This window comes from Ahrensia sp. R2A130 (genome assembly GCF_000179775.1).
In the GTDB taxonomy this organism is placed as follows: Bacteria; Pseudomonadota; Alphaproteobacteria; order Rhizobiales; family Rhizobiaceae; genus Pseudahrensia.
In genome coordinates this window covers 857,030-882,420 of sequence record NZ_AEEB01000003.1, presented here as the reverse complement: position 1 = coordinate 882,420, position 25,391 = coordinate 857,030, and the positions used below count along the sequence as shown (strand labels likewise).

Here is a 25,391-nt window from a genome sequence, read left to right as displayed (position 1 = left end):
TAAAAGCTAATGCAGCGTTCATGCGGGAGTCAACGAGAAATTTTACTCCTGTAAACTTTGGGTGTTTTGAAGCTAGGCCGATGCCCGCATAACAAGCTTACCCGGGAACAGCACTTCAGGCCGATTTTCACCAGGAGATTCCCCATCGATCATGCTGAACAATATCTCCACGCTGCGCTCAGCAATCGAGCTGTAGTCCTGTGCCACAGTGGTGAGTGGAGGGCAGGTGAATTGTGACCACGGATGGTCGTCATGGCCAGCAATTCGCAACGAACAGCCTTCGCCATATCCAACGCGAATGTCGTTTTGATAGGCCGCCGCAATTAGGCCAACCGCAAGCCGATCATTACTGCACAAGACTGTTTCTGAAGGCAGGGCGCAGCTGGAGAGTAGGCGGTTGCCTTCTTCGAGGCCGATGCGTTCAAAATCCCATTCCGAACGATCCACCTGTATGACCATCGGTTCGTGACCGAGTTGTTTCATCGTTTCAATATAGGCGTTGCGGCGTTTGTTTGCGTTGGGATTGACCGGCTCCATCTCAAAGAAACAGGGTGGCTCACCGGTGCGACAAAGGTAATCCACGATCATCTTGGTCGCTTGCATATTGTCGTGCCCAACAAAGGCCTCGCCGACGTTCAGGTTGCTGTCGAACACGACTGTTGGAACTTCTGACGTGAAGCTTTGGACGTTATCAAAATCGGAACTGCGACCCAACGGCGCTATCAACGCTCCTGCTGGTCGGAGCGATTGAAGGGTCGCCAGCGCATGGTTTTCAAGGTCGCGTTGTCCATGTGCACTGAACACCAGCGGCCAGTAGCCTGCCTCGATGCAGCGGCGCTCAATCATGCGCATGATTTCGGCAAAGAATGGGTCGCTGGAATAGGGAACGACGATGCCGATTGTTTTGGTCAGTTTGCGGTTCTGGTTGATGGCGAAAATGTTGGGCCGGTAATCGTAGCGTTCCAGGGCAAGTTCGATCTTGCTGCGTGTCGTAGGGCGTACGCTTTCCGGTGCGTTGAAATATTTCGACAGTGTTGGTCGCGAAATTCCGCTGACCACCGCCAGCTCCTCCATCGTATTGACCCTACGTCCGCCCATCTGCCTGCACCTTTCTAAACTTTCTTCACGTTGAATTTAATCAATGCGCCAAGCCGCAAGCAATAGTTTACGCGCGTATTTTTATCGTTGACATTAGATAGGCTGAAAAGCGTTGGTCAAGGGTCGGAGCAATTGTCGGCACGACGTAGCAACTCTTTGCCAGATGCCGAGTATCATCACCTCGTTCAATGGCTGCTGCATCAAACGAGGTGCAGGCGTTCGCCGAGCCCATTCTCAATCATACTGAGGAGGACTGTCGAATTTCGTTGTCTCGAATTTCGATGCGGCCTAGGCTTCCCTTGATGGTTCTTGCTCGAAGAGATTTGAGCGGGATGAAAAGGGAATACGGTGAGGCGTAGCCAGAAGGCACCAAACCCGTAACTGCCCCCGCAACTGTAAGCGGCGAGCGTTTCCGAAGAACACCACTGAATGAACCCCGCTCCAATGAGTGAGGCGATTTTGGGAAGGTTCGGATACGCTGTGACCCGCAAGTCAGGAGACCTGCCATCGTGATTTCACTCAATCCGGACGGGGATGTCTGGTAAGGAGACCGACGATGGAACATCTGCGTTTATTGCGAATGATCACGGGCTCATTGCCAACTCCGTTGATATGCGGAGGGCAATATGAGCCATCGACCACGTCACAAAATCACCGTTTGTGTATCCTGCCGGCACAAGAATAGCGAGTGTCGCCCCGGCCTCGCGCTTATTGAGAAACTGCGCAGCGCTATAGATGTTGCCTCCGACGTTGTGGGCGATGATTTTGCCGTGTCCGGAGTGGCCTGCATGGCCGGTTGTGACAGGCCTTGTACGGTGGCCTATCAGGCATCTTCCAAAACGACATATCTGTTCGGCGATATCGACGCCGATGCTGATATCGATGATCTCGTGGCATTTGCGCGTCAGTATAACGACCTGTCTGACGGGTGGTCTTCGGCCACAAAACGTCCTGTTGGTCTCGCTGAAAAAACGCTGGCGCGTATTCCAGCTGCCATTTTGGCGACCCACGTTACCGAAGAGCTGTTGCAATGACCGCTGCTGACACATCCACCGCCAATGTTGTGCTGGAATTGTCAGGCGTCGGCTATCTCACACCTGCGGGCAAGCCGTTGGTGGGCGAGATGGATATGAGCGTTCAGCGCGGCGAAATCGTCGCCATCGTCGGCCCCAATGGCGCGGGCAAGACGACGCTGATCCGGATGATTACCGCGCTGGCGAAAGCTACCTCAGGCACCATTCTTATTTCTGGTCTTCGGCTTGACCAGATGTCCTTTGCAGAGCGGGCGCGCCGCATCGCATATGTCGGGCAATCCGATGAGCCGGATGGGCGGCTGACTGTTCGCCAGTATGTGTCGCTTGGTGCCTTGCCGCTGACGCCGGATCGCCGTGACCGTGTTTCTTTGGCGCATTTGGATAATGCGATTGAGGCTGTCGGACTTTCCCCATTCGCGGCGAGCCGTATGGATAGCTTGTCAGGTGGTGAGCGGCAAAAGGCGAAGATTGCCCGTGCCATGTGCCAGCAGCCAGAACTTTTGGTGCTGGACGAACCGACGAACCATCTTGATCCGCAGGCGAGGGGGGAATTGCTCGGCCTCGTTGCGGACATGGGCATATCGGTCGTGGTCGCGCTTCATGATCTCACTTTGATCGAAACATTCGCCGACAAGGTTGCGGTGATGCAGGCTGGCCAACTGTCGGCCTTCGGCACTCCGCAAGATGTGTTGTCGCCCGAGCGGGTGCAGGACGTCTTCAATGTCACGATGCACCGTTTTCAACATCCCGGTGAAAGCCGTTTCATTCCTGCGCTGGATATACAGATCGCAAGACCATCCAACCGTTCGGCACTCAACAGCTGAATTTGAAAGCAGTCCCAATGACACGATTTATGATCGCACTGGCCATGGCATTGATGGCAGGCACGGCTCACGCTGCGCCTGTTACTGTCGACAATTGCGGCAAACCGCTCACCTTCGACAAGACGCCGGAACGCATGGTTGTTCACGATATCAACATGTCGGAAATGGCATTCGCGCTTGGCTTACAGGACCGGATGATAGGCGTTACCGGCATCACCGGCTGGTATAAAACAAGCGCCGAATTTGAGAAAAAACTCGGCGATATTCCTGAACTTGCGTCTAAATATCCGACGCTTGAGAACCTCGTTGCAGCTTCTCCCGACACGCTTTTTGCGGGCTGGTACTACGGCATGAAGCCGGGTGGTGATGTGACGCCGGACACGCTCGCTCCTCAGGGCATCAAAACCATCATTCTTACCGAAAGCTGCGTCCATCTTGATAAAGGCCGCAAGCCCGCATCGATGGATTTGCTGTTCACAGATATCGAGCGTCTTGGCGCGATATTCGACAAGGAGGATGAGGCAGATGCTTTGATTTCGGCTTGGAAAACGCAATTGGCAGGTATCGAAAAGTCAGTAGGTGACACTGACGCAAAACGCGTGTTTCTCTACGATTCCGGCGCTGACAAACCTTTTACCGCTGGAAAATTCGCCATCACCACCGCGATGATCGAGGCGGCAGGCGGCACCAATGTCACCGCAGATATGCACACCAGCTGGGGAACGACCTCATGGGAAGCCGTGGCGGCTGCTAATCCGGAATTCCTTATCCTGCTGGATTATCAAACCGGCGATGGCGCTGAAGGTCTTTTGGCGTTTCTCAAAGAGCATCCGGTGATGAAGTACACTGACGCTGTCAAAAACGAGCGCTTTATAAAGCTGCGCTATGAAGAACTTACGCCTGGTCCTGACAATATCGACGCTATCGCAAAGATCGCGCAGGCCATGCATCCAGAGGCGTTCTAGTTGATATGAAGCTTGCGCTGACGTTTGCTTCAGGTCTGCTGATCCTGATCGGGTTGACCGTTTTGGCTATTGCGGTGGGTTCGACAACTTTGCCCACCGGCGTAGTGATGGAAGCGTTGGGCTATGCTGTCACCGGACAGTCACCGGCAGATGATGCACATCCGCTGATGCGGATCGTTCTTGACCTACGGCTGCCCAGAGCCTTGTTGGCGTTAGTCGTGGGAGCAGGGCTCGGCATCGTTGGTTGTCTTTTGCAAACCGTCACGCGCAATGATCTTGCTGACCCGTTTTTGTTCGGCCTGTCATCGGGAGCTGCGGCGGGCGCGGTTCTGGTTATCACCGTAACCGGCGATATGCTGGGCATCTGGACGCTTCCGATTGCAGCCTTTGTTGGAGGCTTGTTGGCGTCTGCCATCGTGCTGCTTCTGGTGACAAGGCTGGAAGACCAAGGCCCGGCGCGTCTCGTGTTGGCTGGCCTTGCTGTATCGTTCTTGTTTGCAGCGATCACCAACTACATGGTGTTTGCAGGCGACCAACGCGCTGCGCATTCGGTTCTCTTTTGGACATTAGGTGGCTTGGGTTTGGCGCGCTGGGAATTGCTGCCTATTGCGCTAGCCGGTCTTGCAGCCGTTCTCATCTATGCGCAGACGCGCCATCGCCAGCTTGATGCGTTACTGGCAGGCGATGACACGGCGATGACGTTGGGGGTCAATGTGCCTGCAATGCGTGCCATCACGTTCCTCGTTTGCGCGTTCGCGACAGCGGCATTCGTGTCGCTAACAGGGGTTATCGGCTTTGTGGGCCTCATGGTGCCGCATCTGGCGCGCAGCTTGGTCGGGCCACTCCACCGCTCGCTCACGCTATTGGCCGCTGTTATTGGTGCTGGTCTTCTCGTTGCAAGCGATACGCTGGCTCGCACGATCCTGATGCCGCAGGAGCTGCCCGTCGGCATCGTAACCACAAGCATAGGCGCGCTGTTCGTGCTGCTTATCCTGCGCAAGGTATGATGGTTCCGCACATGCGCAACTTCAGCAATAACGCGAAATAGAGGGGTGTCGCTGGTGCCCAGAAGAGGACTCGAACCTCCACGACCTTGCGGTCACTGGCACCTGAAGCCAGCGCGTCTACCAATTCCGCCATCTGGGCACAGATGCGAACCGGCCTGCGTGTAGATGTGGGATGGGGGCAAGTCAATCACTTATGGCAGCTTATGAGGCTATCTTCTGCACGCAGGTGCAGCGGGATGTTATAAAGCTGCGGGAAACGTCACAGGGCAGTGTGGCGCTACCATCGTCGCCGTTTCCATTTGGACGCAAAGCGCTTAGGAAACAGGCCAACATCTGATCCACTTCGGCAGCGCGACTGCTGAAAACACGAGCTTGTATTAGCTCTGCACAAGACGAGGTTTTCGCCCATGTACACCAATAAGCTCGTCACCGTTTTTGGCGGTTCCGGATTTCTGGGGCGTTACGTTGTGCGGGAACTGGCTGAACGCGGTTATCGGGTACGCGTGGCATGTCGCAGACCGGATCTTGCAGGCCATGTTCAACCGTCCGGTGATGTCGGTCAGATCCAGTTCGTACAGGCTAACCTCCGTTACCGCTGGTCTATCGACCGTGCGGTTGAGGGAGCTGACATCGTGGTCAACACAGTTGGCATTTTGGCGGCCACTGGCAAACAGACGTTTGATTCGCTTCAAGCTCGTGGTGCCGGTTGGGTTTCCGAAGCAGCGGCTGCTGCTGGCGCGAAGATGGTCCACGTATCCGCCATCGGTGCTGATGAGCAATCCAAGGCCGACTACGCCCGCACAAAAGCGCTTGGAGAAGATATGGTTCGCAAAGCGTCGCCAGACGCGATCATCATGCGCCCGTCGATTATATTCGGCCCTGAAGATGACTTCTTCAATCGCTTTGCGGGCATGGCACGTATTGCGCCTGCATTGCCATTAATCGGTGGCGGCAAAAGCCGCTTCCAGCCCGTCTATGTGGGCGATGTTGCCAAGGCCATCGCCAATGCAGCCGATGAAAAGCTGGAAGCTGGCAGCACGTGGGAACTGGGTGGCCCGGAAGTTCTGACCTTCCGCGAGTGCATGGAGCGGATGCTTGATGTCATCGACCGTAAGCGAGCGCTTGTTTCCCTGCCATTCCCCATTGCGTCAGCCATGGGCAGCTTGCTGCAATTTGCACCAGGCGCACCCATCACGCCGGGGCAGGTGGAGATGCTAAAGAGCGACAACGTAGTGTCCGACGATTCTATAACGCAAAATCGGACACTCGAAGATGCGGGCGTTGAACCGACTGCGCTTTCTGCTGTTCTTCCGACCTATCTCGTGCGCTTCCGCAAGCACGGTCAGTTTGAGGCCAATCGCGGGCTTTAAGCTGCATTGATCTTGAGGATTGGCCAAGCGGTGTGAATCCGTGTCGATCCGGCAACATGTCGTTAGGTAATGCCTATATTCTCGCGAAAGCGTGACGGAATGCGCCGCACGTCCTAATTGTGCCTTTCTGCCTCGGCGTTAAATTGCTGCAAACTCTTGCAGCTTAGAATTCGCTAATATGACGACACCACTTGTTCAGGCGGTGTTCATTTGCTGGCAACTAAACTGCCGAATGGCACCACGCACTGGAAAGTAATTTCATGCAGACCCGACTAACCAGAACTCTTCTCGTCGCTGCTCTGTCGTCCAGCTTTGTGGTCATTGCTCCTGCGGTGCCTATCGTGGCTGCGCCAGCCCAGGCTGCGAACCTGTTCGACTCTCTCTTTCCACGCGCTGCCGAACGGCGCCGCGCAAAGCGCGCGGTACGACGTCTTGAGGCGCAACGTTACTACGAGGCGGAAAGAAGTCGTTTGCGTGCTGAGCGTAAGCGTCAACGCCGTGCAATCAGCAAGCCGGCCCGCATTAAAAAACCAATTTTCAAGCAATATGCCGTGCGCAAACAAAGCACTGTTGCGCTGGCAGGTCTTGCCGCCGCTTTCACAGCGCATGATCAAAAGCTTCTAGCTGCAGATGCGCTGCGTGGCGAAGCAGATGACCGCGCAGAATTGACGACCGGAGCGGTGGTCATTCCCACTATGGGCCCTACCGGTGTTGTTCCCGTTATTGCCGAGCCTGAAACTGCGCCAAACGCTGCGCCTGAGCGTGCGCCGTTGCCAACGGTTCGCTTGTCTGCCGGCGCTGAATATCTCGAGGGTATGAAACTGACCGCCCGTTCCGGTTTGGGTAAGGCGCTTGTTTCGCATTATCGCACAAACCCGGCATTCCTTTGGCTCGACGCTGATGGCAATCCGACGCCTGCCGCTCTTGAAGCTCATGCCATGTTGAAAGATGCGGATGCGGAAGGCCTAAACGCTGTCGACTACGCTGTGCCCCTGCCGACAGATGGTGCAGATGGTCCACTGAAAGCTGCAATGGCGTTTGAATTTGCGATGACGGCTGCTGCTGCACAGTATCTTGCAGATGCGCGTTTAGGCATCGCGGACCCGAACCGCGTTTCCCACTACCACGATTTTAAAGGTCTGAAGGCTGACTACAAAAAGCTGGTCGCTAAGTTGGCAGAAGAGGCGGCGCCTGCGACTGTGCTTGCTTCGGCTCATCCGGCAGATGCTAGCTACACAGCGCTGAAGCGTGAATTGGCGACGCTCTTGATTGAAGCTGGTGATGTGAAGATCATCACGATCAAGTCCGGCACCTTTATCCGTCCCGGGGGCACAAACGATCAGGTCGCCTCGATTGTCGAAGCGATCTCGTTGAAGATGAGCGCTGAAGAACGCGCTGAAGCTTTTGATGCGCTGATGATGGACTACAGCGATGGTGTTTACATAGAAGAGGCCGTTGAACTTGTTCGCGCGTTCCAGAAAAAGTCTGGTCTCAAGCCAGACGGTATTGTGGGTAAGAATACGCTGGCACGGCTGAAGTTCGACAGTCCGAAAACCAAGATCGACAAAGTGCGCCTCGCGATGGAGCGTTTGCGCTGGCATCCCGATAGTCTCGGCAGCCGTCATGTTTTCATTAACCAGCCCGCTTATCGCGCTACATTGATGAACGGCGGTAAGCCGCAGATTTCCATGCGTGCTGTCGTTGGCAAACCGCAGCACCAGACCAACTTCTTCCACGACGAGATCGAATATGTGGAATTCAATCCTTATTGGGGTATTCCACGTTCGATCCTCGTCAACGAAATGCTGCCCAAACTGCGCCGCAACCCATCACATTTTGACAATCTGGGCTATGAAGTAACCACGCAGGGTGGTCGCCGAATTTCATCAAGTTCCGTCGATTGGTGGAGTGTCGGTTCCAACTTCCCGTACAATGTGCGCCAGCCCCCTGGGCCAAAAAATGCTCTGGGTGAGCTGAAGATCATGTTCCCCAACAAACACGCCATCTACATGCACGACACGCCCGCCAAGTCATTGTTCAAGCGTGAAAAGCGCGCTTACAGCCACGGCTGTGTGCGATTGGCAGACCCTCGCGCAATGGCGGCTGCCGTGCTCGGCACTCGCGTTGATGATGTATCAGCTGAAATTTTCGACCGTCAAAACAAGACGCGCCGCTTGAAAACCAAGCTACCGGTCTTTGTGTCCTATTTTACGGCATGGCCTACCGCTGATGGAAAGGTTGAGTATTTCGGCGATGTTTATCAGCGAGATACGGCTTTGCTGAAGGCGATGAGCATGGAAGCCAAGGCACGTGAAAATGCGCGGGTGAAGTCCACGCTGGGCTGATCATCCTCTCTGGTAACCGGTATTGAAAACGGGTTCGCTGCCAACGCATCGGACCCGTTTTTACGTTCAGCCATTGCTTTTGGCCGCGCGATACACGACATAGCGGTTAGCATAAGCCGCATGACCGGCTGCGCGAGCGTCGCCCCCTGACATCGAAAGAGATGTCGGAAGGTTGGCGTACCCTCCCTACCATCGGACGGATATGCCGTCCCGAAAGACAGATTTTGACCAATTCCCAAGACAACGCTCTCGCCAATGGCGAGCGCGACACTTCATCTGATTCCGACAACAATGTCCGTCCGGATTCATCCATTTCCGCCAGTAACGCCTTCTCCGCACTTGGCCTGTCCAAGCGTGTGGTGCGGCCACTGGCCGTGCTGGGTCTGAAAGACCCGACACCGATCCAGACAAACGCTATCCCGCTCGTCCTTGAAGGCCGGGACGTAATGGGCCTTGCCCAAACGGGCACCGGCAAGACCGCAGCATTTGGTTTGCCTTTGATCGACCGGTTGCTGTCGGATGGCGATAAGGTTCAGCCGCGCAGCGTTCGTGCGCTCATACTCGCGCCGACCCGCGAGTTGGTGAACCAGATCGCTGATAATCTGCGGGCCTACGTGAAGAAGACGCCTGTTTGGGTGTCGTCAGTCGTTGGCGGGCAAAACATCAACACGCAAATCCGCCATCTGGCAAAAGGCACCGACGTGCTTGTCGCGACGCCGGGGCGTCTGCTCGACCTCGTCGACCGCAAGGCGGTGAAGCTGGATACGGCGAAATATCTGGTGCTCGATGAAGCCGACCAGATGCTCGATATGGGTTTCATCCACGCGCTGCGTCGTATCGAACCGCTGCTTGGCCGTCCGCGGCAGACGCTGTTGTTTTCCGCAACTATGCCAAAACTGGTGGAGGAGCTTTCCAAAAGCTATCTCACCAACCCCGAGCGTATCGAAGTCGCGCGCGCTGGTAAGGCAGCTGATAAGGTGCGCCAGAGCGTTCATTACATCGCTACTAAGGATAAGCTGAACCTGTTGTCGAAGCTGCTGGCGGAGCGTCCTGATGACCTTTCGCTGGTCTTCGGTCGCACGAAGCATGGCTGCGAAAAGCTGATGAAACAGCTTGTCGCGCAGGGTTTCGCGGCAGCATCCATCCACGGCAACAAAAGCCAGGGTCAGCGCGATCGTGCGCTGCGCGAGTTCAAGTCAGGTGCTGTGCGTATTCTGGTTGCCACCGATGTGGCCGCTCGCGGTATCGACATTCCTGCCGTCAGCCACGTTTACAATTTCAACCTGCCGGAAGTGCCGGAAAACTACGTTCACCGCATCGGCCGCACGGCACGCGCTGGGCGCGATGGCGAGGCAGTTGCCTTCTGCGCGCCGGACGAACGTAAGATGCTGCGAGATATTCAACGCCTGATGAACTTCGATATCGAAGTCGTTGGCGATGACGGCTCAATGAATTCGTCCGAACCCGACGCGCCCACAAAGGCGCAACGCGGTGGACGTGGCGGTGGCGGCGGTGGTGGCCATCGTGGTGCCAGTGGTGCGCCGAAGAAGCGACGCGGTAACGCTCGCCCTGCAGGTGGCGAAGGTACGGGTAGTAAACCACCTTCGAAAAAGCATCCACGTCGCGCGGCGCAAAACCGCGGGGAGGGTGGTCGCGGTGAAGGTGGTGATGCAGTGGCAGCACCGCGTTCCGAAGGCGGTCGCCCTAAGCGGACCAAACCTGCTGGTGGCAACCGTCGCGGTGGACCTTCTGGTGCTAAGCCAGCGACGGCTCGCGGTGATGGACCATCGGCTGGACGTCCACCGAAACGCAACACCAAGCGGCCACGCGGTTAAAAAATGGCCCGCGACACCGATTGCGGTGCGCGGGCCGAATTTTATGCGGGCTTACTTGCTGGTATAGCGCGGCATTTTACGGGTCTTGGATTTGACCTGTGATTTGACCGACTTGCCCGGGGCGACATAGGCTTTGACCGAGTTGTCACGCTTTTCCGTAATCGACTTTTCAGTCTGGGTTGGGAAGGCCAAGTCGACAGGCATGGGAGAAATGTTGATGGAAGCTGCAAAGGCACTGGTTGCCGAGAGCGAAGCTACGAGGATAGCGGTGAGAATGCGCATGATCTGTCCTTTGTCTTTCAAAATGAAGGGCGGTAGGGAACCGCTCTTCGGTGTGATAAACGGTATCTAATCACCGTTCAGATGTATAATTAATCACTGATTAGATTCTTGCAAGGGAATGTTGTAAAGAAAAATGACTGAGCAAGAAAAATCATATCATCACGGAGGCTTACGCCTTGCGATTTTGCAGGCAGCAGAGCGGAAAATCGCTGATCAGCCGATTCAAACGCTCTCTATTCGTGAGTTGGCGCGGGAAGCGGGCGTGTCGCCGGGCGCGCCATATCACCATTTCGGAGACCGAAACGGGCTGATGCTGGCGCTGTGCGAATACGGGCTCGACAAGCTTGTAGAAGCCGTTGGGGCGGTGCAGGGAAACGAACTGTCGACGAAAATCAAAGCTTATCTCGACTTCGCGGAAGCCCATCAAGAGCTTCACGATCTCATGTTCTCGGACGCCGCTGACGAGGCAGACCTCGACAACAGCTTGCAAGCAAAGCGGAACCTGCTGTTTGCTCAAATTCGCGCTGATCTTCAGGCGAGCAACCCTGAAAGAGGCGACACCGAACAGACCGATGACGCCATGGCGATCTGGTGCTTCTTGCACGGCGTCTCCCGCCTGTGCTGCAAGCCCGCCATGTTGGAAATCGTGCCGTCTGAAGACCTGCAGCGCTTTATCATGCGATCGATCGAGGCGTTAAAGGCGCGCTAGTTAAGGCTAGAAATTCGGTTTGGTTTAGCGTCTCCTTTCGAACTAGCTAGATTGCAGCGCACATTTGTTGGTATGAAGGCAGTAGTAATTGCAAAATCGAGGCTTCGAAACTTGCATCAAATTTAACCCTTGAAATGGATTCGGATTCCTATTAACTAAGTTTTAAGATTCTTGGAATCGTACAATTATAGTTAAGGAATCCATTATATGGTTCGTTATGGAAAATCACAAAAAGCGAATTTCGGAACGAGACCTTGTATTCCCGGTGCTGCGTTTGATTGCGGAGTTTGGAGATGAAGAGGGCGGGCTTGATATCAGTCAGATCACCCATCTGCTTCGTCAACGTCTGGTTCTTTCAGTCGAAGATAGAGCCATTCTGAGTGGTCGAAAGGATGATCGTTTCAGCCAAGTCGTCAGGAATTTGGTGAGTCATAGAACGCTACAACGCAAAGGATATGCCACTTATGAAAAAGATTACCGATTTCGACGTGGAGCATTATTTCTCACCGATCTCGGTGCGGCAGAAATCGGAGTAACACTTAAACCCAGACAGCCAGATTTATTTTACTGAGAAGGAGGAACAAGAACGAAAAAAAATGGCACCACGGTTACCCGTGATGCCAATGACAAACTCAATCAGCTCTAGCGGAACTGTTTTAAGTTAGCCGACACCGCTTTTACAGCACGCATGAGCTTCATATTCAACAAAGAATGGAGGCTTCAATGCCCAATTATTACGTTAACAGAAACGCTCAATCGAATGGTGATCATGAGGTTCACACGACCACAGGATGCTCCAACCCAGCCAATCCAGAGAATCGGATTGCGTTGGGCAATCACCTTACTTGCACAACTGCAGTTCAAAAGGCGCGGCAATATTACAGCCAGGTAAATGGCTGTTATTATTGCACTAAAGCTTGTCACACGACCTAAATAAATTGACCCTCACTGCAAAACACAGTGAGGGTCAATCCTCGATAGTTTGCCGTTCAAGTGCCCTCCACGAAGCTATCCAAAACCCGCTTTTCGCCAGCTTTTTCGAAATCAATCGTCAGTTTGTTGCCGTCGATATTGGTGATGGCGCCGTAGCCGAACTTCATGTGGAAGACGCGTTCGCCCAAGCCGAATTTACTGTCTTCTGCGCCGATGACGCTCTTCGCCACCAACTCACCTTCGATGGTCCGAGGGCCGCCGTTATAGGTGGTCTTATGGCCGGAGCGGGTGCCCCATGCTGTCTTGGCGTCGTCGGTTGCGTTTGCTTGCGCGCGTTTCCAGCCGGGGGAGGAGTAGCTGGAGCCATCGAAACCGGAGCGTCCGAAGTTGGAATTGCCGAAGCCGTTGCTGCCCGCTTTCTCGCTGTTGGCCGCTTTGTCGAAGCGGCTTTCGCCGTAGCCGCCATTTGCTGCGCCCCATTGGCGTCCGCTACCCAGTCCGCCCGCGCCATAGCCACCGTAACTGCCCGATGGTTCGACGACTTCGACATTGTCGGCGGGCAATTCGTCGATGAAGCGGGAGGGAATCGAGGACTGCCACTGGCCGTGGATGCGGCGGTTGGAGACGAACCAGATGTGGCAGTTCTTCTTGGCGCGGGTGATGCCGACATAGGCGAGGCGGCGCTCCTCTTCCAAGCCGGAACGCCCACCTTCATCCAAGCTGCGCTGGTGGGGGAACAGACCTTCTTCCCAGCCCGGCAGGAACACGGTATCGAATTCCAGACCCTTTGCGCCGTGTAGCGTCATTAGCGTGACGGCATCTAAATTGGGGTTGTTTTCGGTGTCCATGACCAGCGAGACGTGTTCGAGAAAACCGCGCAGGTTCTCGAATTCGTGCATGGAGCGGACGAGTTCTTTCAGGTTGTCCAGGCGGCCCGGTGCTTCCGCGCTGCGGTCGTTTTGCCAGAATTCTGTGTAGCCGCTTTCATCAAGGATGATTTCGGCAAGGTCGGTATGGCTGGTGCTGTCGATGAGCTGCGCCCAACGTTCGAAATTCAGCGCCAGCGTTTTCAGCGTGCCGCGCTGTTTTGCGCCGAGTTCCGATGTCTCCACCATCTCCTGCACAGCGACCAGCATAGGAATGCGACGGACGCGGGCGTGATCGCGGATTTTCTTGATCGTGGTGTCGCCGAGGCCGCGTTTCGGCGTGTTAACGATGCGCTCGAAAGCGAGGTCGTCCGCTGGCTGGCAGACGACACGGAAATAGGCCATCGCGTCGCGGATTTCCAAACGCTCGTAAAAGCGCGGGCCGCCGATGACGCGGTAGTTCAGGCCGAGCGATACGAAACGATCCTCGAACTCGCGCATCTGGAACGATGCGCGCATGAGGATTGCAATATCGTTGAGCGCGTGGCCCTTGCGCTGGACGGCTTCGATTTCTTCGCCGATTGCGCGGGCTTCTTCTTCGGAATCCCAACCCGCCGCGACCTTAACCTTTGGTGCATCGGTGTCGGTATCGTCGGTGAACAGCGTCTTGCCGAGGCGACCTTCGTTGTGCGCGATCAGGTGTGATGCGGCTTTCAGAATGTGCGTCGTGGAGCGGTAATTGCGCTCCAGTTTGATGACCTTGGAACCGGGAAAGTCCTTGTCGAAGCGCAGGATATTATCCACTTCCGCCCCACGCCAGCCATAGATTGATTGGTCATCATCACCGACACAGCAGATATTCGGTTCTGTCGTGTCATCGGCAATTTGTTTGGTCGGTTCGATATTGTCCGGAGATGATAAGACCGCGGGATTGTCCGAAGCTGATTTGGAGGCGCTATCGCCTTTGCCTGCCAGCAATCGCAGCCACAGATATTGGGCGACGTTGGTGTCCTGATACTCGTCCACCAGTATGTATTTGAAGCGCTCCCGGTACTCCAACAATACGTCAGGGTTCTCTTTGAACAGGCGGATGCACTCCACCAGCAGATCGCCAAAGTCGCAGGCGTTGAGGATTTTCAGACGGTCTTGATAGGCTCGGTAAAGTTCACGGCCACGACCGTTGGCGAAAGCGCGGGCATCGCCTTCGGGAACCTGGCTTGGTGTCAGCGCCTTGTTTTTCCAGCCGTCGATGAGACCGGCGAGCTGTTTCGCCGGCCAGCGTTTGTCGTCGATATTTTCAGCCTGAATAAGCTGCTTCATCAGGCGGACTTGATCGTCGGTATCGAGGATCGTGAAGCCGGATTTGAGCTGCACGAGTTCGGCGTGACGGCGTAGGATTTTTACGCAGATGGAATGGAACGTGCCGAGCCAGGGCATACCCTCCACCGCTTCACCCACTTGGGCCGCGATGCGGTGCTTCATTTCGCGCGCCGCTTTGTTGGTGAAGGTGACCGCCAGAATTTGGCTCGGCCACGCCATGCGCTGTTGCAGAATGTGGGTAATGCGCGTCGTCAGCACCCGCGTCTTACCGGTTCCTGCGCCAGCCAGCACGAGCAGGGGGCCTTCCGTGGTCAGCACGGCATCGCGCTGCTCCGGGTTCAGGCCGTCGAGATAGGACTGGGCACCATCAGCCGAAGCCGGACGCGATGCGCCTAAGGCGCGCGCTGTGATGGAGCCGCCGGATTGGGGCCGATTCGGGACAGGTTCGTTCATGGTCCGTACTTAGGCAGTCCGGACCTTTCTGCCAAATCTTGATTGTCAGGAAAGCTGCTACCTGCTGTCGCCGAACATGTCGCCCAGCCCACCGAGTACGGAGCCTTCGCCCGTGCTGCCGCCGTTTTGCGGTGCGGAGGCATGGATGCGACCTGCTAGGCGGGAGAAGGGCAGGGACTGAATCCATACGCGACCGGGGCCGCGCAATTTGGCGAAGAACATGCCTTCGCCGCCAAAGATGGACGACTTGATCGACCCTGCGCGCACAAAGTCGAAATCTATATCACCGGTATAAGCTGCGACGCAGCCGGTATCGACGTGGATTTCTTCGCCCGGTGCCAGGTCGCGAACGGTGGTCGTGCCGCCGACATGGACGAAAGCCCAGCCGTCACCTTCCAGCTTCTGCATGATGAAACCTTCACCGCCGAACAAGCCGGTCATGACCTTGCGTTGGAACTCGATGCCGATGGTCACACCGCGTGCGGCACACAAAAACGCATCTTTTTGGCAGATCAGGCGCCCGCCGACTTCGTCCAGTTTCACGGCTGCGATATGGCCGGGATAAGGGGAAGCGAAGGCGACGCGGGCTTTGCCGTCGCCGTTGTGGGTAAAGACTGTGGTGAACAGGCTTTCACCCGTGATGAGCCGCTTGCCCGCACCAGCCAGTTTGCCCAGCAGCCCGGCAGGCGCTTTGTAGGAGCCATCGCCGAAGGCTGTGGTCATCTCGATTGAGGGTGCCTTGAACATCATGGAGCCGGCTTCTGCGACTGCGCTTTCACCGGGGTCGAGTTCGATTTCCACGAACTGCATTTCGGAACCGCGAATGTCGAAATCGATGTCATCGTCTATGCCGCTATCGCGCTGGTGGCTGACATTGGGGACGGAAGGAACGGTGGACCAAGGCATGACATATCCGAATCAAGAGCGAGATTTGTGCAGTTTGATACCTTGAAAACTGCATGTCTGTGCAATCGTACACAGTGCGAAGCTTAGCGGTGTTCTTCCACGCTCATGTCCACCAGTGCAGTGTTGTAGGTGCGAAGTGCAGCCACCTGCGTGGCCCAGCCGACTATTTTGGTGGCGTCAGTGGCATCGCGCACTGGCAGGCGGGCGAGGCCACTTTCATCGAAGGTGCGGAGTGCTGCTTCCAGCGTGTCGTCGGGGCGTAAGACGACAAGGTCTTCTTCATCTGGCATTGCAGGGTCATCGTCTTCTGCAAGTGGTGCCATGAAAGAGGCGACCATGGTGTTGCGAACCATGAAGCGGTGCGGGCCGTCTGTTACGCGCATGCCGCGCATTTCCAGCTGCCACTGGAAATATGACCGCCCATGCAGCGCCTGGTTGATGCCGACGGCGATGGAGACGGTCAGCAACAATGCAATGGAAAGTGTGTAACCGCCGGTCAACTCGAACACCATGACGAGGGTTGATATGGGGGCCCCGAGTACAGCAGCTGCCACCGCACCCATGCCGAGAATAGCGTAAAGGCCTTGTGATGAGGCGAGTTCGGGAAAGACCTGCGACGCGATCAAGCCGAAGGCGCCGCCCACCATCGCACCTATATAAAGCGATGGTGAGAAAATGCCGCCACCGAAGCGCGATGCCAGCGTGATGGATGTGGCGGCGGTCTTCCAAACGATGAGTGCAAGCAGCAGCGGAAGCGTGAACTGGTTTTTCAACGCCATATCTGTTGCTTCGTAACCGACCCCCAGAATTTCAGGATAGAACACGCCAATGGCCCCCACCATCAAACCGCCGACAGCAGGGCGCAGCCAAAGCGGCATCGGAACAGCGCGGGCCGCGCGGTCGGTCTGTATCAGGCTCATTTGGAAGATTACCGCGACCATGCCGCAAACTACGCCGAGTAGCGCAAAGGCGGGGAACTCTAGGTAGGACGTGATCTGATATTCTGGAATTGAGAATGCCGCCGCATCGCCGAACCAAAGCCGCGTGAGTATGGTGCCCATCACAGATGAGATAACGATGGGTATGAAAGAGCGCTTGGAGTAGTGGCCGAGTATGACCTCATGGGCGAACAGCACGCCTGCGATGGGCGCGTTGAACGATGCCGATACGGCGGAGGCTACGCCGCAAGCCAGCAGGGTGCGGCGGCTCCAAACGGGCAGCGTGAACAGTTGGCACAGCGACGTGGCAATTGCGCCGCCCAGATGTACCAGCGGTCCTTCTCGACCGGCACTTGCGCCAAAGCCGAGCGATAGCGCGCTGATCGCGGCGGACCACAGGCCCGTGCCTATTTCAATGTTTCGGCCGCCGTGTGCTTTGGCTTCGATAACATCTGCCACGCCACCAGTGCGTCGTCCGGCTACGAAACGATCAAGCAGCCAACCAATGAACAGGCCGCCGATACAAGGGGTGAGCAATATCCATAGCCAGTGAATTTCTCGGGCTGCTGTCGTCACCGTTTCGGTATGCACGCCAAGCCACGTCAATTGAACCAGACCGATAGCTTCACGGAAGGCCACAGCTGCGATGGAGACCAGCAAACCGATGGCTAGCGAAATCAGCCACAGTTGTGGTTCCTTGCTGTCCATGAAGAACTGCACATTGGGCCTGACCCAACCGCGCATCTGACTTGGGCCATTACGGCAAGCATTCCAGAAACGGGTTGGCAGATCACTCATTCACGTAAGGCTCTGTCTGGTCCTTGGAGCATCGTTTCAATTCCGCCGAATGCTGATGGGTTGCCCCATGCCTGACGGACGACCGGCTTTGCCATGTTCTGCTGAAACGCCGTCAAGCGTGGCCATGATGTCATCTGGGAAACTTGCGACCTTAGGGCCTGTCATGTCCACATGCAGCGTAAGGCTTTCGCATGTTGCGCTAAGCCAACCGTCCGAATGATGCAGCTGTGCGAAGCAGTGCAGACGTTTGGCGTCGTAATCCACCAGTTGGATTGTGGTGTGCACTGTGTCGCCCAGATGAATTTCCTTCAGATAGCGAATATGGGCGTCAGCCGTGTAGGTCGTCAGCTTACGTTCTTCGGCATAAACCGGGCCGAGACCGAGGTGTTCGAAGAAAACGTCTATGCCGTTGTCGAACAGGACGCTATAATACGCCATGTTCAGATGTCCGTTGTAATCGATCCATTCCGGCTTCAACAGTTGGTCGGGGCTGCGAAAGGGTAGGGCATGCGTCATTGTTTTTCCTTTCAACGGCGTAACAAGAAGGTGTGCGGCAGTGGACCACGACCCGGCTTGTGATAATCTGCTAGGCTATGGTGTAGCGCTTGCACAAGGGCGGCGTTGAAAGACGCGTTGTCGTGGTGCTTTATTTTACGCTTATTCGACGCAAATACCGGCATGCCCGGGAAGGAAAACGTATTTATGGCACTCGCCGATCTTCAGGCCGCCAACCGCAATGATGGTGGCATCGAAACCGCCATCAGCATTCTCAAGCAACGCTTTGGGGAGCGCCTATCGACCCATCAGGCGTTACGCGAACAGCATTGCCACACGACGACGTACATTCCTTCGCAACTGCCGGACGCCGTGGTGCAGCCGCACACGACCGAAGAGGTGCAGGACATCGTGCGTATTTGTGCCGAGCATCGGGTGCCGATCATTCCCTTCGGAACGGGCACTTCGCTCGAAGGTGGTGTGAACGCGCCAGCCGGTGGAATTTCCGTTGATCTTATGAAGATGAATGCGATCTTATCGGTCAACGCGGAAGATCTCGACGTGACGTTGCAGCCCGGCGTAACGCGCGAAGATTTGAACATGTATCTGCGCGACCAAGGTCTATTTTTCCCCATCGATCCCGGTGCGAACGCTTCGCTGGGCGGAATGGCATCGACACGGGCTTCCGGTACGAACGCTGTGCGCTATGGCACCATGCGCGACAATGTCGTGAACCTGACCGTCGTCATGGCTGACGGGCGTGTAGTAAAGACGGCCGGCCGGGCCAAAAAATCCTCAGCAGGCTACGACCTAACTCGTCTCATGGTGGGCTCGGAAGGCACGCTTGGTATCATCACCGAATTGACGCTGAAGCTGCACGGTATTCCGGAGCAGATATCATCGGGCATCTGTCATTTTCCAACTGTCGATGACGCCTGTAACGCGACGATTCTAGCCATACAGGCAGGTTTACCGCTCGCGCGTATCGAGTTGTTGGATGCGTTAATGGCCCGTGCGACCAATCTCTATTCAAATACGGGTTACGAGGAACGACCTACATTGATGCTGGAATTCCACGGCTCGCCAGCTTCCGTTGCCGAGCAGACCGTTCTATTTTCTAACATTGCAGAACAGTTCGGCGGGACCGCAATCGAATGGCGGGAAACTGTTGAGAGCCGTAACGCCATGTGGAAGGCGCGTCATGATGCCTATCCGGCAATGCTGGCCTATCGCCCCGGTTCGCAGGGCATCGCGACCGATGCCTGTGTTCCGATCTCGCGATTGGCCGATTGTCTGGCTGAGACGATTGCCGATGTTGAAGAGCTCAATCTGGTTGCGCCCATTATTGGCCATGTGGGAGACGGGAATTTTCACGTTTCGCCACTGGTGATGATGGACGATGCCGACGAGGTTGCGCGGGCCGAAACTATGATCGAGCGGCTAAATCTGCGCTGCCTGTCTATGGAAGGCACCTGCACAGGTGAACACGGCATCGGGCAAGGCAAACGCCGCTTTTTGCGTTTGGAACACGGGGCAGGCGCGGATGTAATGTCGGCGATAAAAATGGCGCTGGACCCGAACGATATTATGAACCCCGGCAAGGTTGTGGGGCTGGATTGATCGCTGTTGGCAACCAAGGACGAGGTGACGTGCGATGAGGCTATTTGCCTTCCTCGGCGGTCTGCTTGTGCTGTTGCTGGTGGCTGCTGTTGCCGTTCCGCCGTTTGTTGATTGGGGGCAATTCAAAGACCGCTTTGAGGCTGAAGCGTCGCGGGTGATCGGCCAACCTGTAAGGGTTTCCGGGCGCACGAAAGCCAAGCTTTTGCCGTTACCTTCGGTGACCTTCACCGAAGTTTCTGTTGGCCCTGAAGGTGCACCGCTACTCCGGGCCTCCACCTTTCACGTCAACGTAGAACTGGCGCCACTGTTAAAGGGTGATGTGCGTATCGTTGATATGGCGATGGACGGACCGCAGCTTGATATCGCTCTCAATGAAGAGGGGCGTTTGGTTTGGCCGGAAGGGTCTGACAACCCGCGTGTGCCGCTTCGCGCTGAAGAGGTGGCTGTAGAAACGATCACCATCACCAACGGTCAGCTGCGTCTTTCCGACAGCCGGAGTGGGCGGGTTATCGAGCTTGCCGAAGTCGATGCAATTGCTTCTGCCGACACGTTGATCGGACCATGGCGTGGTGAGGGAAAGTTCACGCGGGACGGCATCCGTAATCGTTTCTCGGCAAGTTCCGGCCAGTGGAAGTCTGCGGGTCGGATAACCCTGAAGCTTGATCTGGAGCCGCAAGACCAACCCTATGATTATGCGCTGGACGGCACGTTCCGCTTTCAAAAACGGGTGCCAGCATTCGATGGCATCGCGCGGGTGAAACGAGCCGGCAATCCGAGCGACGCAGATCGTATTAGTTTCCCGCGTGTGGACCGCGCCACTGCACTTCCGGTGCAGCTAGAGGCCGATGTTCAGATCGCAACCGGAGGCGCGACATTCCCTGCATTCAAGCTGGATATAGGGTCTGCAATTGATCCCTATACGGTTACGGGTACGGCGCAGGCGGTGTTTGCGCAGCGTTTGAATTATCGGGTCGAGGCGGAAGGCCAGCAGATAAATTTGGCACGGTTGGAAGCTGCCTCACCGCAGTCTGAAGGCCAGTCGGCACAGTCGCGTTTGGAAGCGGTGTTGAATGTTTTGCGGCAAATTCCTGTGCCTGTCACACAGGGCGAGATTAGCCTTTATCTCCCAGCAGTAATTGCAGGTGGAACGGTCATTCGCGAGGTCGGTTTTGATGCACGCCCTGCAAAGGGGGCAGCCGATAGTTGGGAAATCCGAAACCTCGAAGCGCAATTGCCGGGTCGTACTGAACTTCGGGCTGATGGCGTACTGGACCCGGGCACCGAACCTCGCTTCGATGGCAATCTCATAGTTGCTTCCAAGCAACCTTCCGGCCTTGCGAAATGGCTTGGGCACGAGCCGGGAGAGGCGCTGCGGCAGCTGTCATCTGCGGGGATATCCACCAAGGCTGCCATTACCTCGAAGTCTGCGGTTTTGGATGATCTGGAAATCATCGCTGACGGCCAGCAGTTGACCGGGCGGATTGTTCGAAACTCATCTGCGGGCGGTCGTCCGTTGATTGAGGCGGACCTGTCTGGAACCGGTTTGGTGATTGAGCAAATGCAGGAACTTGCGGCCATGGTGTCCGGCGGCGGCAGCCCTGTTGCGCGCCATGATTTGCAGGTGGCGCTTTCTGCAGACCTGGTGGAATGGGATGGCGTCAGGGCCAATGGTGTGGTCGCGCGTGGGGAACGGCGCGGCGATATTGTTCGCTTGGAAACGCTTGAAATTCAGGATGTCGAAGGTGCTCGGGTTGATGCCACCTTAGACTTGAAAGGCGTGCCGCAGCGGCTGCGCGGAAATGCAAAGATTCAAATCACAGCTCAGGATGGTGAGGGCATTGCACGACTTCTGTCAGAACGAACCGGTCGTCCGCTGGTTCTACAAACCTGGATTTCTGATCCGGTTACGCTTGCTGATCTCGATGTGGCTTTGAGGATGGAAGCGGGAGATAACAGTCTTACCCTAACCGCCTCCGGAAATATGGGCGACAGCAGTTTAGATGCCTCTGCCGCTGTTGCGGCATCGGCTGAAAAACTCGCATCCGAGATGGCGCAAAGCCGTTGGACTGGCAGGGTTGTTTTGGACAATCCGCGCGCAGATTTGTTGCTCGCGCAGTTGGGTGTCACCGCTGCACCAATCACAGCCGAGGGAGCGTCGGTCGGGCGGGGTGCGCTTCGGGTGACTTTTGATGGCTCACCATCGCAAGGCTTGGCAACCGACGGAGCGTTGACCTTGCAAGAAGGTTATCTGAGTGGTGCGGGGAATACCCGTCTTGGCGGCACCGCTGCACAGCCCACGGTCAAGTTCGGCGGTACCGTTATTGCGGAGACACCAGACTTGGGCAGTCTCGCCGCATTGATGGCTCGACCGCTTACCCAAGACGCATTTGGTGTCTCTGCGAAGGCGCGTGGCGCTTTGACGTTTGATACGGCGAAGGCCGAGGCCACGCTTGATGATTTGTCCGCCAGATTTGGAAACAGCTCCATTTCTGGAAGGTTGGAACTCAACGCCAATGGTCCTGATCGTGCTGCACTTAAGGGGCGCTTGGAGGTCGATCAGGCAACGACCGCAGGGCTGCAAGCTATGGTTGGTTCCGGCGTGAAACTTCCCGCGCTTGCCAGTCTCGACGGGGATGTTGAACTCTCTCTAAGCCGTCTGAAAGTGACTGAAGGGCTTGATGCTGAACAGGTAAAAGCCACTGTTCGTCTCAATGACGGAGAACTGCAGTTCGATGATCTTTCTGCGCGTATGTTGGGCGGGTCTGTACTGGGGCGAATGCAGTTGGGTCGTGCTGGCGCGGCACAAACGGTTGCTGGTGACCTAACGCTATCACAGGGCGATGCTGCCGTTGTCACAGACTTAATAGGCTTACCCAATAGGTTGTCCGGGCGGGTTGGCGGCCAGTTGCGGTTCACTTCTAGTGGCGAAAACCCTGATGAAGCCCTCCAAACTTTGGCCGGTAGCGGGCGGATTTCTATTGAAAATGGCGAATTGGCCGGTCTGTCGGACGAAGCACTTGCGCCATTGTTGGCGCGGATTGATGCGCTCGATCCAACTGCTGTGCCAACACCGGCATCAATTGAAGATGCCGCACGCGAAGAAGTTTTAGCTGGTTCGTTTCAGTTTGGAGAATCGCAAGGAGATATTTCTGTTGCAAGCGGTGCTGTGCGCCTGTCTGGACTAAATCTTGTTTCATCAAAGATGCGCATTGCCGCAGATGGGCGTTACGATCTCAAAACAGAGCAGTTAGAGATTGGTGCGCGTGCTGGGTACGAAGCCGGGCGGGAAGAAATCGTCGGTGCGTCGCCTGAACTGGCGATACGTTTGGCAGGTTTGCCTGATGACTTGCAGGCAGAAGTTGATGTCGCTCCCATGACCACTTTTCTTGGATTGCGCGCTAGCGAAAGCAGGGAACGCCGCTTCGTGGCAGAGCAGGAATCTGTTCTTGAGCGTCAACGTCTTCAACGAACCGCCCGTCTGTATCGTTTGCAGGACGAGGCTGCTGAGCGCGCCCGCAAGGCTGCTGAAGCGGAAGCTGCTGCCGAACGGGAACGGATCCGTAAACGCGATGAAGCGGAAGCTGCACGTCGTGCTTTGGCTGAGGAGGTGCGTGCTGCTGCCCAGCAACGTGAAGAAGCCGAGCGGATTGCTGCGGAAAGACGCGCCAATGAGGCTAGCAGCCGTGCACGCTTGGAAGAGCTTCGCCTAAGGGCTGAACGTGAGCGGGCTGATGAGCTTCGTCGCCGTGCCGAGGACGCCCAGCGAGACCTAATCTTTGACCGGGATTTGTTTTAGCGGTTTAGGTCGCGACGTTTTCAGTCGCTAGTTTCTTGAGGTGATTAAAGACATACAGGCGCAGTGCCGACGATAGGTTGCGCTCTGTACCGCGAGTGGTGTCGATTTCGGCCACCAGTTGTGACAGCGAAACGCCTTGAGTGGCAGCAAGCGCCTTTAATTCTGCCCAGAACTCATCTTCCAGCGAGAAAGAAGTTCGGTGCCCACGGATGGTGATCGAGCGTTTGACGCTCACTTTTTCCGAAATGCGTCGAGCGATACGACATCTGCGCTTGCCGCTTCGCCGTCATCCTCGGTCTCCGGCAATTTAGCCTCTTTAACCTCGGCGCGTTCTTTGTCTGTCTCCACACGAACCGGTGAGGGTAGTGCGCTTACCGATGCGGGATTTGCAGGGCCTTCTTCCTCGTCTTCATCTTCGACGTCGGCATCGAATTGCAGGCCGAATTGAACGGAAGGGTCGAAGAAACCTGTGACAGCAGGAAAGGGGATCAGCATCGTTTCCGGAATGCCGTCAAAGGATAGACCGATCGAAAACGAGTGCTCTGTCGTTTCCAAATCCCAAAACTGGTGCTGGATAACGATGGTCATCTCGTCAGGATATTTTTCACGCATACGCGATGACAGACGAACGCCTGCATGACCGGTATCGAATGTAATGTAGAAATGGTGCTCGCCAGGCAGACCTGTGCGGGCCGCTTCTTGGAGCACTTTTCGCACGACACCGCGTAGTGCTTCCTGCGCTAGAATATCATAGCGGATCAGGTCTTCGATCTCTGTGTCGTCGGTTGTATCGTTCATCGGGCGCGTGGGCTCGTATTGCTCATTTATTAATGGAGTATGGGGTGCCAAAGCCGAGTGGGCCATACACTTTCTAAAAAATTACGCGCGTAAACGACGAAATAGTGCGGACAACTGCCAAAAATGAGCAAAAGTGGAGGCTTCTGTTGCCAGGTGCCTCCGAACCCCGCCTAAGGATATGACCCCCTAGGACTTAAAGTCGAAGTCGAGGCACAGCTTACGCTGCGACCCGTGCTTCTGCATAGTTGTTATCATTTGCAACTACTATAATGGCCCGATATCGGTGGGTACCATGCCGAGCAAAAACGCAGTCTTTACACCCTCGTCGATCCTATTTCGCCCCCGCCAGACAGCTTCGATTGGCTATTAAACAAGCCGTCTGGTGGAGGCGCCGGGTACCGCCCCCGGGTCCGAATGGTTTATTACACAGGTCATTTATCGCCATATCCGGATTGCTCCGGCACAACCAACATAGGGTTGGCACAGGCTTTTGAAAAGGGCAGGTTTTTGCCATCGGCTTTCTGGCGCTGCCTGCGTATCGGCAATTCAGGAAAGAGCGATGCTTTGGAAGCCGACTGGCGGCGATCCGGAACTCCAAAAGGAACTCATCCATGAGCGAATATCATGACGACGTGAAACGCTACGATTCAGGCGCTGATGAAGGCAAGATCGATGCCATCGTCAAACATTTGGGCATCGCTTTACGCGGGCGTGATTCTTCGCTGGTGTCTTGTTCCGACCAAACCGAACTCGACCGCGTGCGCGACAAGTGGTGCATGAAAAAGCTGGGTCAGGCCAATGGCGAAGCCTGCGAAAACGCTATCGGCAAAGTGTGTGAAATGATGAAGGGCGACCGCAACAAGAACCGTGTGACCTTCTATTATCTCACCGCTAAAGAATTGGATGTGTTGGATCAGCTCTAGAAGCGGTTCTATAATCCCACGAAAAAAGGGGCGGTCCGCTGGACCGCCCCTTTTTAATTCCATCAGCTATGCTGAA

General features: G+C 55.8%; 20 protein-coding genes, 1 tRNA gene, 1 other RNA gene and 1 riboswitch. Of the genes, 12 read left to right on the top strand and 10 right to left on the bottom strand.

The window, feature by feature from the left end; genetic code table 11:
- Window positions 1-72 precede the first annotated feature (72 nt).
- Window positions 73-1,098, bottom strand: a complete 1,026-nt coding sequence (locus R2A130_RS05025; RefSeq protein ID WP_009757690.1) for a LacI family DNA-binding transcriptional regulator — start codon at window positions 1,096-1,098, stop codon at window positions 73-75.
- Window positions 1,099-1,384: 286 nt separating this feature from the next.
- A riboswitch (cobalamin riboswitch) is annotated at window positions 1,385-1,622 on the top strand.
- 102 nt (window positions 1,623-1,724) lie between these two features.
- Between R2A130_RS05025 and R2A130_RS05020 the strand changes: the two genes are divergently transcribed.
- From R2A130_RS05020 to R2A130_RS05005, 4 genes are read left to right on the top strand one after another with little or no spacing between them, the layout of a single operon-like run.
- Complete coding sequence (locus R2A130_RS05020; protein ID WP_009757688.1) at window positions 1,725-2,132, top strand: DUF1636 domain-containing protein; 408 nt, start codon at window positions 1,725-1,727, stop codon at window positions 2,130-2,132.
- Entirely contained in the window at window positions 2,129-2,956 is an 828-nt protein-coding gene (locus tag R2A130_RS05015) for an ABC transporter ATP-binding protein (RefSeq protein ID WP_009757687.1), read from the top strand. Before R2A130_RS05020 ends, R2A130_RS05015 begins: the two co-directional genes overlap by 4 nt.
- Window positions 2,957-2,973: 17 nt before the next feature.
- Window positions 2,974-3,921, top strand: coding sequence for an ABC transporter substrate-binding protein (locus R2A130_RS05010; RefSeq protein WP_009757686.1), 948 nt, complete (start codon window positions 2,974-2,976; stop codon window positions 3,919-3,921).
- 5 nt (window positions 3,922-3,926) lie between these two features.
- Window positions 3,927-4,928 (top strand): iron ABC transporter permease, encoded by a 1,002-nt coding sequence (locus R2A130_RS05005; protein ID WP_009757685.1) that lies wholly within the window; start codon window positions 3,927-3,929, stop codon window positions 4,926-4,928.
- Window positions 4,929-4,980: 52 nt separating this feature from the next.
- Here the strand turns inward: R2A130_RS05005 and R2A130_RS05000 are convergent.
- Window positions 4,981-5,067, bottom strand: a tRNA-Leu gene (locus R2A130_RS05000).
- Between the two features lie 268 nt (window positions 5,068-5,335).
- On the opposite strand from R2A130_RS05000, the gene R2A130_RS04995 reads away from it, so the two are divergent.
- The 3 genes from R2A130_RS04995 (at window position 5,336) to R2A130_RS04985 (ending at window position 10,478) form a co-directional block, all read left to right on the top strand.
- Window positions 5,336-6,298, top strand: a complete 963-nt coding sequence (locus R2A130_RS04995; RefSeq protein ID WP_009757683.1) for a complex I NDUFA9 subunit family protein — start codon at window positions 5,336-5,338, stop codon at window positions 6,296-6,298.
- Window positions 6,299-6,558: 260 nt separating this feature from the next.
- On the top strand, window positions 6,559-8,643 hold the full coding sequence (locus R2A130_RS04990; protein WP_009757682.1) for a murein L,D-transpeptidase: 2,085 nt from the start codon (window positions 6,559-6,561) through the stop codon (window positions 8,641-8,643).
- Window positions 8,644-8,867: 224 nt separating this feature from the next.
- Complete coding sequence (locus tag R2A130_RS04985) at window positions 8,868-10,478, top strand: DEAD/DEAH box helicase (RefSeq protein ID WP_009757681.1); 1,611 nt, start codon at window positions 8,868-8,870, stop codon at window positions 10,476-10,478.
- A gap of 51 nt (window positions 10,479-10,529) precedes the next feature.
- On the opposite strand, the gene R2A130_RS04980 is transcribed toward R2A130_RS04985, so the two are convergent.
- Entirely contained in the window at window positions 10,530-10,760 is a 231-nt protein-coding gene (locus R2A130_RS04980) for a hypothetical protein (RefSeq protein ID WP_009757680.1), read from the bottom strand.
- Window positions 10,761-10,893: 133 nt separating this feature from the next.
- Between R2A130_RS04980 and R2A130_RS17425 the strand changes: the two genes are divergently transcribed.
- A complete protein-coding gene (locus R2A130_RS17425; protein ID WP_009757679.1) occupies window positions 10,894-11,469 on the top strand; it encodes a TetR/AcrR family transcriptional regulator in 576 nt (191 codons plus the stop codon).
- A gap of 217 nt (window positions 11,470-11,686) precedes the next feature.
- Entirely contained in the window at window positions 11,687-12,040 is a 354-nt protein-coding gene (locus R2A130_RS18380) for a hypothetical protein (RefSeq protein ID WP_156798378.1), read from the top strand.
- Between the two features lie 418 nt (window positions 12,041-12,458).
- Here the strand turns inward: R2A130_RS18380 and R2A130_RS04970 are convergent, their stop codons facing one another.
- From R2A130_RS04970 to R2A130_RS04955, 4 genes are all read right to left on the bottom strand, one after another.
- Entirely contained in the window at window positions 12,459-15,041 is a 2,583-nt protein-coding gene (locus R2A130_RS04970; RefSeq protein WP_009757678.1) for an ATP-dependent helicase, read from the bottom strand.
- A gap of 57 nt (window positions 15,042-15,098) precedes the next feature.
- Window positions 15,099-15,947, bottom strand: coding sequence for an AIM24 family protein (locus R2A130_RS04965; protein WP_009757677.1), 849 nt, complete (start codon window positions 15,945-15,947; stop codon window positions 15,099-15,101).
- Window positions 15,948-16,030: 83 nt separating this feature from the next.
- A complete protein-coding gene (locus tag R2A130_RS04960; RefSeq protein WP_009757676.1) occupies window positions 16,031-17,683 on the bottom strand; it encodes a chloride channel protein in 1,653 nt (550 codons plus the stop codon).
- A 36-nt stretch (window positions 17,684-17,719) separates the two neighbouring features.
- Window positions 17,720-18,199 (bottom strand): thioesterase family protein, encoded by a 480-nt coding sequence (locus R2A130_RS04955; RefSeq protein WP_009757675.1) that lies wholly within the window; start codon window positions 18,197-18,199, stop codon window positions 17,720-17,722.
- A 186-nt stretch (window positions 18,200-18,385) separates the two neighbouring features.
- Between R2A130_RS04955 and R2A130_RS04950 the strand changes: the two genes are divergently transcribed.
- Entirely contained in the window at window positions 18,386-19,798 is a 1,413-nt protein-coding gene (locus tag R2A130_RS04950; protein WP_009757674.1) for an FAD-binding oxidoreductase, read from the top strand.
- Window positions 19,799-19,832: 34 nt separating this feature from the next.
- Complete coding sequence (locus R2A130_RS04945) at window positions 19,833-23,594, top strand: AsmA family protein (RefSeq protein WP_009757673.1); 3,762 nt, start codon at window positions 19,833-19,835, stop codon at window positions 23,592-23,594.
- 4 nt (window positions 23,595-23,598) lie between these two features.
- On the opposite strand, the gene R2A130_RS04940 is transcribed toward R2A130_RS04945, so the two are convergent.
- From R2A130_RS04940 to ssrA, 3 genes are all read right to left on the bottom strand, one after another.
- Window positions 23,599-23,829: a ribbon-helix-helix domain-containing protein gene (locus R2A130_RS04940; protein ID WP_009757672.1), complete on the bottom strand. Its 231-nt coding sequence runs from the start codon at window positions 23,827-23,829 to the stop codon at window positions 23,599-23,601.
- Window positions 23,826-24,392, bottom strand: coding sequence for an SspB family protein (locus R2A130_RS04935; protein WP_009757671.1), 567 nt, complete (start codon window positions 24,390-24,392; stop codon window positions 23,826-23,828). Before R2A130_RS04935 ends, R2A130_RS04940 begins: the two co-directional genes overlap by 4 nt.
- Before the next feature lie 132 nt (window positions 24,393-24,524).
- Window positions 24,525-24,893, bottom strand: a transfer-messenger RNA (tmRNA) gene (gene ssrA / locus R2A130_RS17995).
- A 110-nt stretch (window positions 24,894-25,003) separates the two neighbouring features.
- Here ssrA and R2A130_RS04930 point away from each other — a divergent pair.
- Complete coding sequence (locus R2A130_RS04930) at window positions 25,004-25,315, top strand: DUF2853 family protein (RefSeq protein ID WP_009757669.1); 312 nt, start codon at window positions 25,004-25,006, stop codon at window positions 25,313-25,315.
- Window positions 25,316-25,391: the final 76 nt, after the last annotated feature.

Excerpts from the sequence above, each read along its gene's own strand:
- R2A130_RS05025 (WP_009757690.1), bottom strand. The coding sequence starts at position 1,098 with ATGGGCGGACGTAGGGTCAATACGATGGAGGAGCTGGCGGTGGTCAGC.
- R2A130_RS05020 (WP_009757688.1), top strand. The coding sequence starts at position 1,725 with ATGAGCCATCGACCACGTCACAAAATCACCGTTTGTGTATCCTGCCGG.
- R2A130_RS05015 (WP_009757687.1), top strand. The coding sequence starts at position 2,129 with ATGACCGCTGCTGACACATCCACCGCCAATGTTGTGCTGGAATTGTCA.
- R2A130_RS05010 (WP_009757686.1), top strand. The coding sequence starts at position 2,974 with ATGACACGATTTATGATCGCACTGGCCATGGCATTGATGGCAGGCACG.
- R2A130_RS05005 (WP_009757685.1), top strand. The coding sequence starts at position 3,927 with ATGAAGCTTGCGCTGACGTTTGCTTCAGGTCTGCTGATCCTGATCGGG.
- R2A130_RS04995 (WP_009757683.1), top strand. The coding sequence starts at position 5,336 with ATGTACACCAATAAGCTCGTCACCGTTTTTGGCGGTTCCGGATTTCTG.
- R2A130_RS04990 (WP_009757682.1), top strand. The coding sequence starts at position 6,559 with ATGCAGACCCGACTAACCAGAACTCTTCTCGTCGCTGCTCTGTCGTCC.
- R2A130_RS04980 (WP_009757680.1), bottom strand. The coding sequence starts at position 10,760 with ATGCGCATTCTCACCGCTATCCTCGTAGCTTCGCTCTCGGCAACCAGT.
- R2A130_RS17425 (WP_009757679.1), top strand. The coding sequence starts at position 10,894 with ATGACTGAGCAAGAAAAATCATATCATCACGGAGGCTTACGCCTTGCG.
- R2A130_RS18380 (WP_156798378.1), top strand. The coding sequence starts at position 11,687 with ATGGAAAATCACAAAAAGCGAATTTCGGAACGAGACCTTGTATTCCCG.
- R2A130_RS04970 (WP_009757678.1), bottom strand. The coding sequence starts at position 15,041 with ATGAACGAACCTGTCCCGAATCGGCCCCAATCCGGCGGCTCCATCACA.
- R2A130_RS04965 (WP_009757677.1), bottom strand. The coding sequence starts at position 15,947 with ATGCCTTGGTCCACCGTTCCTTCCGTCCCCAATGTCAGCCACCAGCGC.
- R2A130_RS04960 (WP_009757676.1), bottom strand. The coding sequence starts at position 17,683 with ATGAGTGATCTGCCAACCCGTTTCTGGAATGCTTGCCGTAATGGCCCA.
- R2A130_RS04955 (WP_009757675.1), bottom strand. The coding sequence starts at position 18,199 with ATGACGCATGCCCTACCCTTTCGCAGCCCCGACCAACTGTTGAAGCCG.
- R2A130_RS04950 (WP_009757674.1), top strand. The coding sequence starts at position 18,386 with ATGGCACTCGCCGATCTTCAGGCCGCCAACCGCAATGATGGTGGCATC.
- R2A130_RS04945 (WP_009757673.1), top strand. The coding sequence starts at position 19,833 with ATGAGGCTATTTGCCTTCCTCGGCGGTCTGCTTGTGCTGTTGCTGGTG.
- R2A130_RS04935 (WP_009757671.1), bottom strand. The coding sequence starts at position 24,392 with ATGAACGATACAACCGACGACACAGAGATCGAAGACCTGATCCGCTAT.
- R2A130_RS04930 (WP_009757669.1), top strand. The coding sequence starts at position 25,004 with ATGAGCGAATATCATGACGACGTGAAACGCTACGATTCAGGCGCTGAT.